Source organism: Acinetobacter sp. AKBS16 (assembly GCF_002899995.1).
Classification (GTDB): domain Bacteria; phylum Pseudomonadota; class Gammaproteobacteria; order Pseudomonadales; family Moraxellaceae; genus Acinetobacter; species Acinetobacter baumannii.
The window spans coordinates 113,397-128,180 of record NZ_POYH01000045.1; the positions used below are offsets into that span (position 1 = coordinate 113,397).

Here is a 14,784-nt window from a genome sequence, read left to right on the forward strand (position 1 = left end):
GTAGTCAAAAAACGCTATTCATTTATTTATAGGTTTATATGAATACAATTTTATTAATTCCTACAGGTGAAGGGGTTGGTTTAACCTCTGCCTGCTTAGGTATGATTTATGCACTTGATTGTAATGGGATTAAAGCAGGCTTTTTAAAACCGTTCTCTCAGGTAGATCAAGAAAATTTAGACCGAACTACATCTTTATTTGGTCATTTATTTCAAAGCAAAACTGTTCAATCCATTTCTCATGAAAAGCTAACCCAACGCATTGCGGCTGGTGAAGTCGATGAGTTACTTGAAGAAGCAGTAAGTCTTCATCGCAGTATCGCAGCAGACAATAATGTGATTATTGTTGAAGGCTTATTACCAAATGGGCAAGACCATTTTGCCAGTGAACTTAATGCAAGCCTTGCTCAAGCGCTTGATGCTGAAGTGGTTTTAGTCAGTACAGCAGATATTCAAAACCCACGTAAAACAGCAGAGAAAGTTGAAGCTCACTTACGGCAGTTTGGTGGTGCAACCTCTAACCGAACAGCGGGCGTACTCTTTATGCGTACACGCGGGTTGTCTGAAGAAACAGCTCAAATACCTGTCGCATTTGACCCGTCGTTACGTCCAACTGAAGACATCGCAAAATTTACGGCAGAATTGCAAAAATATAACCGCTACTTTGGATCAAGCGATTTACCAATTATTGGTCTAGTTCCGTTTAGTAATACCTTAAGTGTACCTAGAACATTAGACATCGCGAGCGTGATTGATGGCCAATGGGTAAATCAAGGCGAAGCAAAAACACGTCGTATTTTGCACTCAAGTTTAATTGCCTCAAGCATTGAATATGAACTGAATAAATTCATTGCTGGTGAACTGATTATTAGCGCTTCTGAACGTACCGATGTATTACTGGCAAGTAGTCTCGCCACCAGTAATGGTATTCCACTGGCAGGCTTAGTGTTGACTGAACGTGAAGCTCCTGCTCCCAAGCTTTTAGAGTTTTGCCAAAGTGCTATCAAACAAGGGTTGCCAATTTTACATACCCATTTAAATACACTAGAAACTGCGCAGCGCCTATCCGATTTTGGTAATGAAATTCCAACCGATGACACTGAACGTGCCGAACAAGTGACCCGATTTGTTTCCAGTCACATAGATGTCGAATGGCTTAAACAACATAGTAATAACGGTGCTACACCACGCCTTTCCCCTTCTGCATTCCGTCATGAACTGGTACAAAAATCGATTGCAGCTAAAAAACGGATTGTCCTTCCAGAAGGTGATGAGCCACGCACTATTGAAGCTGCTGCTATATGTCAGGCTCGTGGTATTGCGCATTGTATTTTGTTAGCAAAACCAGAAGCTGTACATGACGTAGCAAAAGCACGTGGTATCGAGTTACCGGCCGGGTTAGAAATTATTGATCCAGATCAGATCCGTGACCAATATATTGCACCAATGGTTGAACTCCGCAAAGGCAAACTCAACGACCTACAAGCTAAAGAGCAATTACAAGATACTGTAGTTCTCGGCACCATGATGCTAGCTCTAGATCATGTGGATGGATTAGTTTCGGGGGCAGTTCATACAACCGCCAATACAGTGCGTCCAGCGTTCCAGCTGATTAAAACCGCTCCAGCGTACTCACTGGTTTCATCCATTTTCTTTATGCTTTTACCGGATGAAGTCTATGTCTACGGTGACTGTGCAATTAACCCAGACCCTACAGCCGAACAACTTGCCGAAATTGCGATTCAGTCTGCTGACTCTGCAAAAGCGTTTGGAATTGACCCACGTATTGCCATGATCAGCTACTCAACTGGTACATCTGGTACTGGTGCTGATGTTGAAAAAGTGCAACAAGCAACTCAAATTGCACAGCAACGCCGGCCTGATTTACTGATTGACGGTCCACTACAATACGATGCGGCTTCAGTTGAAAGTGTAGGACGCCAAAAGGCGCCAGACTCACGCGTTGCTGGCCGTGCCAATGTATTTATTTTCCCCGACTTAAATACGGGTAACACGACTTACAAAGCAGTACAACGTGCAGCAAATGTAGTTAGCGTTGGCCCAATGCTGCAAGGCCTAAATAAGCCAGTCAATGACTTGTCTCGTGGTGCTTTAGTAGATGACATCGTCTTTACTATCGCATTAACAGCCATTCAGGCCGAGCAGCAAGCTGCTGCCAAATAATTAATATCATTTAATCTTTTCTACCTCTCGCCATTTGATATCCGCTCAAATGGCTTTTTTTATTTTTTAAGAAATAAGCCTGATTCTAGGTTGTTCTTAATTTTAAATAACTTAGCCTTTGTGTTATTCGACTTTCGGTCAAAAGATCAACCAATCCCCCACAAGATTGTCTTTTTGTCATATAATTTAGCCCGCTAGCTAACAGCCCGCTCAAGAGATTTTTTGGTATGACAACGATTATCAAACAAGATGACTTGATTACATCAATCAAGGACGCCCTACAGTTTATTTCGTACTATCACCCGCAAGACTTTATCCAAGCGATGAGCCGTGCTTATGATCGCGAAGAAAACAAAGCTGCAAAGGATGCAATTGCACAGATTTTAATTAACTCTCGCATGTGTGCGGAAGGTCATCGTCCAATTTGCCAAGATACTGGTATTGTTAACGTTTTCCTTGAAGTGGGCTTAGATGTTAAATTTGATTTAACAATGAGCTTAGACGATGCAGTAAATGAAGGTGTTCGCCAAGGTTACCTTGAAAACAGCAACGTTCTTCGCGCATCTGTTCTTGCTGACCCTGCATTTGGTCGTAAAAATACAAAAGACAACACCCCTGCCGTTATTCACTACAAACTCGTACCAGGTAACAAAGTAGATATTACAGTTGCTGCTAAAGGTGGCGGTTCAGAAAACAAATCTAAACTTGCGATGCTTAACCCATCTGACTCGATTGTTGACTGGGTTCTTAAAACCGTTCCAACTATGGGTGCAGGCTGGTGTCCTCCTGGTATGCTCGGTATCGGTATTGGTGGTACTGCTGAAAAAGCCATGATGCTTGCGAAAGAAGCACTCATGGAAGAAATCAACATGGACGAATTACTTCGCCGTGGACCAGAGAACAAAATCGAAGAACTTCGTATCGAAATCTTTGAAAAAGTAAACGCTCTTGGTATTGGTGCACAAGGTCTTGGCGGTTTAACGACTGTTCTTGACATTAAAATCAAAGACTACCCATGTCACGCTGCTGGCAAACCAGTAGGTATGATTCCTAACTGTGCTGCGACTCGTCACGCTCACTTCCAGCTTGATGGTTCAGGTGTAGCTCATATTCAAGCACCAAAACTTGAAGACTACCCATCTGTAACTTGGGATGCTTCACAATCTAAACGTGTAAACCTTGATACCATTACTCAAGAAGAAATGGATTCTTGGAAACCGGGCGACACATTACTTCTTAGCGGTACAATGTACACAGGTCGTGACGCTGCACATAAACGTATGGTTGAAATGATCGACAACGGTGAAGAATTACCGGTTGATCTTAAAGGCAAGTTCATTTACTACGTTGGTCCTGTTGATCCGGTACGTGATGAAGTGGTTGGTCCTGCCGGTCCTACAACGGCTACACGTATGGACAAATTCACACGTAAAGTACTCGAGCATACTGGTCTATTCGGTATGATCGGTAAAGCTGATCGTGGTCCTACAGCAATTGAAGCAATCAAGGACAACAAAGCAACTTACCTTATGGCAGTTGGCGGTGCAGCTTACCTCGTATCTAAAGCTGTTCGCGAAGCTGAAGTGGTTGCATTTGCAGACTTGGGTATGGAAGCAATCTACAAATTTGTAGTGGAAGATATGCCGGTATCTGTTGCAGTTGATGTAAACGGTACATCAATTCACGCAGTAGCTCCAAAAATCTGGCAAGCGAAAATTGGTAAAATTCCAGTAATCGATGCCGCAGCTGGCTAATCAAGAAAAGCACCGGATTCGGTGCTTTTTTTATGCCTTTTAATATTTTTTTGAAATTGAAAAGAATTGTAACAATTGGTTCGCCAATCTGTGCTATTAATGAATACACCCACCCGCCCTACACTGCATATAGGTCATTTCATGACTATTCGCCCTATTCTTAAAAATCTTTCAATCAGTCTCTGTCTAAGCTGTATTACTACAAGCTTATTTGCTTCTCCTGCCAAGTTAAGTTCAGTAAAAGAACTCATGCAAATGAGCCAAATTGATTATCTATTGAAAGAATCAATCAATGAGTTAACGCCTTACTATGATCAACAAGCTGAACAGATCATTAGCAATATTACGGGCATCAAAACTTTAGGTCCGAAAGAAAAAGAGGCAGCGAAAAAGTTAGGCTTACTTTTAAAAGATTCGAGTAACCAGCTGATTAGTAGCCCTAAAACGACTCAAGCCTTACAAGATATTTATTTAAAAACTTATACCGAAGAAGAAATCCAAGCAAATTTAAAGTTTTTGAAAACCCCAGAAGGCCAATCAATTACCCGTAAAAACGTACAGATTATGGGGCAAATTTCAGAATATATGATGGAATTGGGACAGCAAACTTTTAATGACCCTAAAGCACGAGATCATATGCAAGAAGAAATGCTAAAAATTATTGCACCCTTAATGAAAGATAAAGAAAAGTCTTAACTTTTCTTTATCGACCTCAAATTGTTACCACGTTAAGGGATTCCACAATTTAAATGGTTTTATCAGATGTACATCTGACTTTTCATTATATTTAGCAGGTTTTAATTCTTGGGGTTTATGACGTATTTTCCCTGAAGCATCTTCAGCAACAAAATTGTAGCTAGAAGATTTAAGCTCGGTAAATGCAATTTCTCTACGACCAATATTATCTTGCATTAACATAAATGGACCCGTGTGCTCACTACGGTCCATTTTATTTTCTTCATCATACTTCAAATAATAAGATGCGCCTGCATCTACCGTAATATCGATATATTTAGGTTCTTGAAAATGAATCCCCAACAAAGGGCGGCTTGCTGAAATACGGTAAGTTCCTGCTGGCAGTTCAATCCAGTAATAATGGTTATGCAATAAACTTGGAATACGTTTGCCATTTACAAATAAATTGATGGCTGCAATTTCTTGACGATTCCATTTCGTGTCTGGACGGTAAAGATAGACAACTGCTGCCTGCTCATTTTGGGGTTTAACTGGCACAAATGTCTGACCTAACTTTTGATTTACCCATCCCCCTACAGTGAAGCCGCCTAAACGATATTGATCCAATAAACCGGGTTATCAACATCAACTTTAGGTAAAGTGGCAGTCAGCTCACCTGAATTCTTTTCTAAGTGTGATGAACTTTGGCAACCTGCAAGTAATGCGGCACAACTTATAGCAATAATTAAATAACGCATGACATCCCTCAAAGCGTTTTCTTTTGATTTTTCTATATCGCAAAACTATGCGTATTTTGTTTTTTTAGATTAACACCACGTACATGAATTGAAAACAAAAAAAGCATGAATCACCGAGGCAATTCATGCTTTTTAGATGAATGAAATCTAAGCAGACTTCGAATCAATTACTTTTAAATCTGCCTTAGCAACACTTTCATGTGTTACAGCTTCTTTAGGCTGACGTTCTGACTTGTAGACAGGTTCAGCTTCACCATTAATAACTGCTTCATTAATGAAAACTGTTCCTACATCTGTACGGCTTGGCAAGTCATACATCGTTTCAAGTAGAACATTTTCCAAAATCGAACGTAGGCCACGAGCTCCGGTATTACGCTCAAGCGCACGCTTAGCCACTGCACGTAAAGCTGAATCTTCAAATACGAGGTCAACATTTTCCATATTGAACAGGTATTGATACTGACGAGTTAATGCATTTTTCGGTTCAGTTAGAATTTGCATTAACGCTTCTTCATCAAGCTCTTCAAGCGTTGCAATCACTGGTAAACGGCCAATGAATTCTGGAATTAAACCAAATTTAACTAAATCAGTTGGCTCAACTTGACGGAATAATTCAGCAAGTTTTTTGGTTTCATCTTTGTTTTTAACATCAGCCGTAAAGCCAATTCCACCTTTCTCTTGACGCTGTTGTACAATTTTTTCCAGTCCAGCAAATGCACCACCACAAATAAATAGGATATTTGAGGTATCAATTTGAATGAACTCTTGCTGTGGATGCTTACGTCCACCTTGTGGTGGAATTGAGGCTACAGTACCTTCAATCATCTTAAGCAAAGCTTGTTGTACACCTTCACCAGACACGTCACGAGTAATCGACGGATTTTCAGATTTACGTGTAATCTTGTCGATTTCATCAATGTAGATAATGCCCTTTTGAGCTTTTTCTACATCGTAATCTGCTTTTTGCAAAAGCTTTTGTACGATATTTTCAACGTCTTCGCCAACATAACCCGCTTCCGTCAAAGTAGTCGCATCTGCCATTGCAAACGGCACATCTAACAAACGAGCCAATGTTTGAGCAAGTAATGTTTTACCTGAACCGGTAGGCCCAATCAGTAGAATGTTACTTTTAGCAATTTCCACATCTTTAGACACATGACCAGATTGCCCGACTTTCAAACGCTTATAATGGTTATAAACGGCAACAGATAATGTCTTTTTGGCAAGATCCTGACCAATTACATATTGATCAAGCGCAGCACGTATTTCATGTGGTTTTGGCAATGCCTTGCTCGCCCAGTCACCTGCTTCAACCTGTTGGCTGGTTTGTACAAGGTCTAAGCAGACATCTACACACTCATTACAAATATATGCGTCCTCGCCCGCAATCAGTTTCCCGACTTCAGACTGCGTTTTACCGCAAAATGAACAATGTTTTTGTCCTTGAGGATGTTCGGACATATTCTCTCCACAAATAGAATCTTAAATATGAGGGCAAGCGATAGGGTTAAATGACTATATGGAGGCGTTTTCCAATAACTCAAGCCACTTAATATTTTCCCTTATGGACGCTTACTTAATACCTGATCGACCAAGCCATATTCTTTTGCTGCTTGTGCAGTCATAAAGTTATCACGATCGGTATCACGAGCAATCGTGTCATAGTCTTGACCACTGTGTTCTGCCATCAAACGGTTCAAGCGCTCTTTAATAAATAGAATTTCACGAGCATGAATTTCAATATCTGATGCTTGACCACGGAATCCACCTAATGGTTGGTGAATCATTACACGTGCATTTTCAAGGCAATAGCGTTTACCTTTAGCACCAGCATTTAATAAGAATGCGCCCATAGATGCAGCCTGCCCCATACAGTATGTCACTACATCAGGTTTAATAAATTGCATCGTGTCATAAATCGCCATACCAGCAGTGACCGAACCGCCTGGCGAGTTAATATAAAGATGGATATCTTTATCTGGGTTTTCAGCTTCCAAGAACAACATTTGGGCAACAATCAAATTTGCCATGTTGTCTTCAACTTCACCAGTTAGAAAAATGACGCGCTCACGTAAAAGTCGTGAATAAATATCAAAAGAACGTTCGCCGCGAGAAGATTGTTCAACCACAACAGGAACTAAAGCATTTTCAATTGTTGGAACATACATACGTTATTTATTCCTAAATTTTTTGTGACTTAACCTATGGCAACAATATGCGGGATAATTTCTCAAATTGCAAAAGGTTCGCACTGAAATATTATATTATTTATACCTAAGTACTTAAGACGTACTCAAATTAACCATATACCTAAAAATGAAAAAGGCGCCTAAAGCGCCTTTTCCTGACTTCTCAAAAGATTAGCCCATACGGCGAGCTTGTTGTTCTTTCAATAAATCTTCGTAAGATACTGCTTTGTCAGTCACTTTAGCAGAAGCTAAGATGTGATCAACAACTTGATCTTCTAACACAACAGCTTCAATTTGAGCGCGTTGTTGAGCATCATTTTTGAAGTATTCAATCACTTCAGTTGGATCTTCATAAGAAGAAGCCATGTCGTCGATGTAAGCATCAACACGTGCTTGGTCAACTTCAAGTTTAGCATCAGCTAATACTTTGCTTACCAATACGCCAAGCTTAACAGAACGTTCTGCTTGTTCTTTGAACAATTCGTCAGGAAGCATGCTCTTGTCAAAAGATTGCGCGCCTGCACCACCAAATTGTTGAGTGAACTGTTGAACCATTTGTTGACGTTGACGGTCAATTTCTTGAGCAACCATTGCAGCTGGAACTTCAATTTCGTTAGCAGCAACAAGAGCATCAAATGCAGCTTGTTTAACTTGGTTACGTAAACCATTGCGAACTTCACGTTCCATGTTTTTACGAACGTCAGCTTTTAATTTTTCAATGCCTTCTTCTTCAGAAACACCGAAGATTTTTAAGAATTCAGCATCAATCTCTGGAAGTTTAGGCTTTTCAACTTGCTTCACAGTGATTTTGAACTGAGCTGCTTTACCCGCTAAGTTTTCAGCTTGGTAATCTTCAGGGAAAGTTACATCAATAACTTTCTCTTCACCAGCTTTCATGCCAATGATGCCGTCTTCGAAGCCAGGAATCATACGGCCTGAACCTAACACAAGTTTAAAGTCTTCAGCAGAACCGCCTTCGAACTTCTCACCGTCGATAGAACCTTCGAAGTCAAAAGTCACTTGCATGTCTTTTTTCGCCATACCCTTGGTTACAGCCCAAGTTTGACGTTGCTTTTGCAAGTTTTCGATCATGGTGTCAACGTCAGCGTCTTTAATTTCAGCTGTTTTACGTTCAACTTCCAAACCGTCAAATGCTTTTACTTCAACTTCAGGATAAACTTCTACAGTTGCTTCAAAAACTAAAGCATCTTCTTTATGTTCAACTTTCTCAATGTTCGGCATACCTACCGCATTGATTTTTTCTTGTTGAATTGCTTCAAATACGCTGTCACGAATGATGTCATTCACAACTTCTTGATAAATACTTGCACCGTATTCGCGGCGAACAACGTTTGCAGGTACTTTGCCCGGACGGAAGCCGTTGATCTTCACAGTTTTGGCAGTGCGCTTCAAACGAGCTTCAAATTGCTCGTTAATACGGCTCGTCGGTACAGAAACATTTAAACGACGGGCAACGCCCGAAACCGCTTCAGTCGTTACTTGCATGGCTTCCTCGATAAAAATTAGTTAGTAGGAACAGTTTTTAAAAAAGTGCTGTATTATATGACAACTTTCAAGATATACAAAATTAACCGATCAGATCATAAAATTGAAGGACGTATTTTTAGGAAATTTCACAGTAATTTTATGATTTTTTAATTTTTTTTAATGCAACGTTAATCAAAAGTAATTTTTTAACTATTCTTTACAAATCTAAAATTACAATTAATTTTAATAAAGTTATCGTTTTTCCAAACAGTTAAGTTTAATCAATTAATTAGGGCCAATTTGTAACTAAAAGTGATTAAAACTTTCACATTTCCTTCACAATTCTATCGGCAAATCCAATTAACACAAACTGTACATATAAATAAGAATTATTATTATTCGCATAACGTTTATATTTAAGTCCTGAAAGTCATGTCATTGATTAGAACACGTAAAAAAATTGTTTCCTCTGCAATCGCCTCATCTCTCTCGATGATAGCAACAACTGCAATGGCACAAGAAGCAGTTTCGCAATTACCAACTATCCATACTAAAGCGACTCAAGAAGAATCTTTAAAGGTCGATCAGTCTGCAAACTCTAAATTCGTAGCTCCTCTCAAAGACACACCAAAATCAGTCTCTATTCTTTCTCAAAAATTAATTAAAGATACAAACTCTAATACCCTACTCGAAGCGTTACGCTATGAACCTGGTATTACATTAGGTGCTGGTGAAGGCGGTACCCCGTTTACAGATATGCCTTACATTCGTGGTTATAGCGGTCAATCTTCTATTTATGTAGATGGTGTTCGTAATACAACTTCTCAGAATCGAGATATGTTTGCTATTGAGCAAGTTGAAGTCATTAAAGGATCTTCTTCTGCTCTTGGTGGTGGTGGTAGCGTTGGGGGCAGTATTAACCTCATCCCTAAAGTTGCTCATGAAGGTGATGTATATCAAGGTAGTGTTCAAAGCGGTACCGACAACTATCGTCATATTCAATTAGATGCGAACAAAGATTTTGGTAACGGTATTGCTGGCCGTGTAGTAATTATGGGCCACGAAAATGAGAAAGCCGGCCAAAGTAATGGTGCTGAATATAAACGTGTAGGTATTGCTCCAAGTATTACTTTTGGCTTAGATACAGCAACACGCGGAACACTAAGCTACTATTATTTACGTAGCAATGATGAACCTGATGCAGGCATTCCTTTTAACAATGCAAACCCAGCAAAGCCTCCTGTTGGGGTTACAGTAACACCTGGTGATGGTAAACCTGTTGATGTAAAAGCTGGAACTTATTATGGTTGGAAAGCACGTGATTTTGACAAACGTGAAAACCATATCGGTACCTTTAAATTAGAACATGACTTTAATGAAAACCTGACGTTATCGAACATAGCGACTTACAACAAATCTAAATCAGATTATGTTTATACCAACGCAGATGACTCAAAAGGTAACATTTATAGAGGTACGGTTGCTCGTCGTGCTTTAAGTCGTATTCTCGATACCGATGCATATAGTGATCAACTTTCCCTAAGAGGCAAATTTAATACTGGTTCATTAAAGCATTCTTTTAATGTCGGTACTGAATGGAGCTTCCAAGAAACAGATCAAGGTGTACATACTTTTACTAATGCTGCTGGTGAAACCACATCGACCATTTTAGACAGCAATATTCAAAACTGTACTTCAGCTGCTGCTGTGGCAAATGGCTGGTGTACAAGTTTAAATAATCCAGGCAATGGTGCCTTCACAGATAAGCGTGGATCTATCACAGCACAATCGACCACTCGTAGTCACAATGTAGGCATTTATGCTTTAGACAGTATTGAATTTAATCCCCAATGGTTACTTAACTTAGGTGTGCGTTGGGATAAATTTGAAACTGAGAAAAAATATAATAAGGATGTAGATGGACGTACTCCTCATAAAGCTGGTGATAAATTAGAAAGCGATACAGACTACTTCTCTTACCAAGCTGGTTTAGTTTTTAAACCAACAGAAGATGGTAGTATTTATTTAAGCTATGCTACGTCAGCAAACCCAGTAGGTGTGCTTGCTGAGGGTGACACAGGTTCAGATTCTATTAGCGACTCAGGTACTGCAAGTGCGAGTGCAAATGCTCTCAAGCCAGAAGAAGCACGTACTTTCGAGTTAGGTACAAAATGGGACTTATTTAATAACCGTGCGAACTTAACAGCAGCAGTTTTCCGTACTGAAAAGCAAAATACACGTATCCAAATTGACCCTACTACGACTGCCAATGCAGGTAAAAGTAAAGTTGATGGATTTGAAATTAGTCTGAACGGAAAAATTACCGACAAATGGGATGTTTCTACAGGCTATAGCTATTTAGATAGTGAAATTACCGAAGCTGCCTATAATGCAGTTGCTCAAGAAGGTAAACCTCTCCCATTTGTAGCGAAAAACAGCGCTACCCTATGGTCTACTTACCGAGTAATGCCTCAATTGACTCTAGGTGCTGGTGTTGAATATCGCGATCAAGTTTTTGTGAACACAACTGCTCCGAAATATCTGCCAACCTATACCATTTACAATGCTATGGCTAAATATGATGTTAATAAGAATGTGAATTTGCAGCTTAATATCAACAATATCTCTGATAAGCGCTATTTCACTAGTGCGCATGCAGCTCACTACGCATTTGAAGGTAATGGTCGTAATGCTGTCTTAGCGATTAACTTTAAATACTAAGGATAAATTCCATAATTTATTTATGGAATTAATTAAAGTTCATATAAAATAGCCTCGTCATGAGGCTATTTTTACAAATGAAGTATCTATTAAAAAGGTGTTTGCCGTGATTCATCATATCCCCAATGTTTTAAGCAAAGAGCAAGTTGCCGAGTTTCGTAAGCTCATGGAAGAAGCCAATTGGGTAGGTGGAAAAGTGACTGCTGGCACCTTGTCTGCTTCGGTGAAAAGAAATCAGCAACTCTCAGAACAAGACCCCCTTACCCATCATTTAAGTGATATCGTCATCAAAGCAATTTGGCAAAATCCTTTGTTTCAGGCCGCGGCCCTGCCTCACAAAATTATTCCACCGCTTTTTAATCGTTATGATGAACATGAAAGTTTTGGTTTTCATGTAGACAACTCAATTCGCCTTATTCGTGGTACAGCGGAACAAATTCGTACAGATTTATCATGTACATTATTTTTAAGTGAGCCAGATGAATATGAAGGTGGTGACCTAGTGATTGAAGATACCTATGGTTATCACGAAGTTAAATTACCTGCTGGTGACGTAGTTCTCTACCCATCTACTAGTCTGCATGAAGTGAGTAGTATTACAGCAGGTACTCGTTTTGCTTCCTTTTTCTGGGTTCAAAGTTTAGTACGTGACGATAGTAAACGGCATCTTTTATTTAGTTTAGATGAAAGTATTCGTGAACTCCGTAAATCACATGGTGATAGCTATTCTGAAGTCATGAAATTAACTAATATTTATCACAACCTAATCCGTATGTGGTCAGAACTGTAACACTATTTATTTTTGCCTTATTTGAGCTAATTAATTATTTTTATCTCAATAAGGCAAAATAATGAAAATTATTTTCGACAAAACATAAAACAATGCAAAATTAGAAAATTATTTTCTAAACACTGAAATTAAAATCTCTATAAGACTTTTGCACAACGTGTAATCATCGTTTAGATGTGGTATATCTAAACAATAAGCATATTTGCAAACCACCAAACTTACTATTTCATGGTCTATAGATGAAAACGAATTACTTGTTTGCCCAGCCTACTCAAGCAAGACATCATCTCGAACTCCTGATGCTGCGCCTCGCGCGCGTATAAATTTTTGTCTGTATTTTAGAGCAGACCTTTTCAAATTCCCTTTAATTTTTCTGTATTAGATACCATATATAACTGTAGACGTTGCCTTTTACACGATACTTGACGCAACCGTGCTACGAGATAAGGAGTTTTCTCATGATGTTGGCTGACCCTAGCAAAAAATACCGCCGTATGTACCAGCGAGTCGATTTACCAGACCGCCAATGGCCAAATAATGAAATTACAAAAGCGCCAATCTGGATGAGCACGGATTTACGTGATGGTAACCAAGCAATTTTTGAACCGATGAACATGGAACAAAAGTTCAAAATGTTCAAAATGCTTGTAAAAATCGGTTTTAAACATATTGAAATCGGCTTCCCTTCTGCGTCTCAAATTGACTTCGATTTTACTCGTATGTTGATTGAAGAAAATCATATTCCTGATGACGTATACATTGAAGTATTGGTTCAGGCACGTGACCATTTAATTGAGCGTACTTTCGAAGCTTTAGCAGGTGCTAAGCGCGCAATTGTGCATATTTATAACTCTAACTCTCCAACTTTCCGTCAAAAAGTGTTGAATGTAGATGTCAATGGTGCAAAACAGTTGGCGGTGAATGCAGCTCAGAAAGTGAAAGAATATGCTGCGCAATATCCTGAAACTGACTGGATTTTCCAGTATAGCCCAGAATGCTTCTCTGCAACTGAATTAGAAGTAGCAAAAGAAGTCTGTGATGCGGTTACAGAAATTTGGGATGCACGTCCAGATCATAAAGTTATTTTGAACTTACCAGCGACTGTCGAAGTTTCAACACCAAATGTTTATGCAGACCAAATCGAATGGATGCATCGTAATTTAGCACGTCGTGATGGCGTGATTATTTCCGTTCACTGTCACAATGACCGTGGCTGTGGTATTGCTGCATCAGAACTTGCCATTATGGCAGGTGCCGACCGTGTGGAAGGCTGCGTATTTGGTAACGGCGAACGTACCGGTAACGTTGACGTTGCTGCTATCGCATTGAACATGTACACCCAAGGTGTAGCACCAGAATTAGATTTCTCTAATATTAATGAAGTCATTGCAACAGTTGAAGAATGTACTGGTTTACCTGTACACCCTCGTCATCCATATGCAGGTGACTTGGTATTTACTGCATTCTCTGGTTCGCATCAGGACGCAATCAAAAAAGGCTTTGAATACCAGAAAAACGAAGAAATCTGGGATATGCCTTACTTACCAATCGATCCGAAAGATTTGGGCCGCGACTATGATGCTGTCATTCGTGTGAATAGTCAGTCTGGTAAAGGCGGTATCGCTTACTTATTAGAATCAAACTATAACGTTGTATTGCCTCGTCGTTTACAAATCGAATTTAGTCAGGTTGTTCAACAATATACTGATGAGAATGGTACAGAGATTAGTGCTAAACAAATCTGGACCTTATTTAAAGACACGTATGTTGAAGTGAAAAACCACCATTACACGGTCAAAAACTATAAGTTATCTGACATTAATGGTACTCAAATTATTGAACTTGAGATTGATGTTGAAGGTGAAACTCAACAATTACGTGGCGAAGGTAATGGTCCTATCTCTGCATTCTTAAATGCACTTCAATTACCAATTGATGTATTGAACTACGAAGAACGCAGTATTAGTTCAGGTGCAAATGCCAAAGCATTAACCTTAATTGAACTTCAAGTGAAAGGTACAGGCAGAGGCTCATTTGGTGCAGGGGTCCACGACAACACAGTCACTTCATCTATTGAAGCTATTATTGCATGTACCAACCGTTTGATTGATCAAGGTGTTTTAAGTACAGATCAGGTTGTTGCCGCCGCTGTTTAATTAAAAAAAAGACTTTGGAAAGGATACCTAGCTTGGTATCCTTTCTTTTTATTCCTGAAAGATTTAAAAG

Annotated in this window: 9 protein-coding genes and 1 pseudogene; 6 read left to right on the forward strand and 4 right to left on the reverse strand. The window is 39.5% G+C overall.

The window, feature by feature from the left end:
• Positions 1 to 38 precede the first annotated feature (38 nt).
• The 3 genes from pta (at position 39) to C1642_RS07305 (ending at position 4,633) form a co-directional block, all read left to right on the forward strand.
• A complete protein-coding gene (gene pta, locus C1642_RS07295; protein ID WP_001092293.1) occupies positions 39 to 2,183 on the forward strand; it encodes a phosphate acetyltransferase in 2,145 nt (714 codons plus the stop codon).
• A gap of 227 nt (positions 2,184 to 2,410) precedes the next feature.
• Positions 2,411 to 3,937, forward strand: a complete 1,527-nt coding sequence (locus C1642_RS07300) for a fumarate hydratase (protein ID WP_000207467.1) — start codon at positions 2,411 to 2,413, stop codon at positions 3,935 to 3,937.
• Between the two features lie 141 nt (positions 3,938 to 4,078).
• Entirely contained in the window at positions 4,079 to 4,633 is a 555-nt protein-coding gene (locus C1642_RS07305; RefSeq protein ID WP_000155519.1) for a DUF2059 domain-containing protein, read from the forward strand.
• A 24-nt stretch (positions 4,634 to 4,657) separates the two neighbouring features.
• On the opposite strand, the pseudogene C1642_RS07310 reads toward C1642_RS07305, so the two are convergent.
• From C1642_RS07310 to tig, 4 genes and pseudogenes are all read right to left on the reverse strand, one after another.
• A pseudogene (locus C1642_RS07310) lies at positions 4,658 to 5,370 on the reverse strand (DUF2846 domain-containing protein).
• Positions 5,371 to 5,517: 147 nt separating this feature from the next.
• Entirely contained in the window at positions 5,518 to 6,831 is a 1,314-nt protein-coding gene (clpX, locus tag C1642_RS07315; RefSeq protein ID WP_001289250.1) for an ATP-dependent Clp protease ATP-binding subunit ClpX, read from the reverse strand.
• 101 nt (positions 6,832 to 6,932) lie between these two features.
• The gene (gene clpP, locus C1642_RS07320) at positions 6,933 to 7,538 is read right to left on the reverse strand and encodes an ATP-dependent Clp endopeptidase proteolytic subunit ClpP (RefSeq protein WP_000289452.1); all 606 of its coding nucleotides are present in this window, start codon (positions 7,536 to 7,538) and stop codon (positions 6,933 to 6,935) included.
• 192 nt (positions 7,539 to 7,730) lie between these two features.
• Complete coding sequence (gene tig / locus C1642_RS07325; RefSeq protein ID WP_001198432.1) at positions 7,731 to 9,065, reverse strand: trigger factor; 1,335 nt, start codon at positions 9,063 to 9,065, stop codon at positions 7,731 to 7,733.
• A gap of 414 nt (positions 9,066 to 9,479) precedes the next feature.
• On the opposite strand from tig, the gene C1642_RS07330 reads away from it, so the two are divergent.
• From C1642_RS07330 to leuA, 3 genes are all read left to right on the forward strand, one after another.
• Entirely contained in the window at positions 9,480 to 11,768 is a 2,289-nt protein-coding gene (locus C1642_RS07330) for a TonB-dependent receptor (RefSeq protein ID WP_002013915.1), read from the forward strand.
• 106 nt (positions 11,769 to 11,874) lie between these two features.
• A complete protein-coding gene (locus C1642_RS07335; RefSeq protein ID WP_000581255.1) occupies positions 11,875 to 12,558 on the forward strand; it encodes a Fe2+-dependent dioxygenase in 684 nt (227 codons plus the stop codon).
• A gap of 458 nt (positions 12,559 to 13,016) precedes the next feature.
• Positions 13,017 to 14,714 carry a 2-isopropylmalate synthase gene (gene leuA / locus C1642_RS07340; RefSeq protein ID WP_000978841.1) on the forward strand — a complete coding sequence of 566 codons (1,698 nt, stop codon included), beginning with the start codon at positions 13,017 to 13,019 and terminating at the stop codon, positions 14,712 to 14,714.
• Positions 14,715 to 14,784 lie beyond the last annotated feature (70 nt).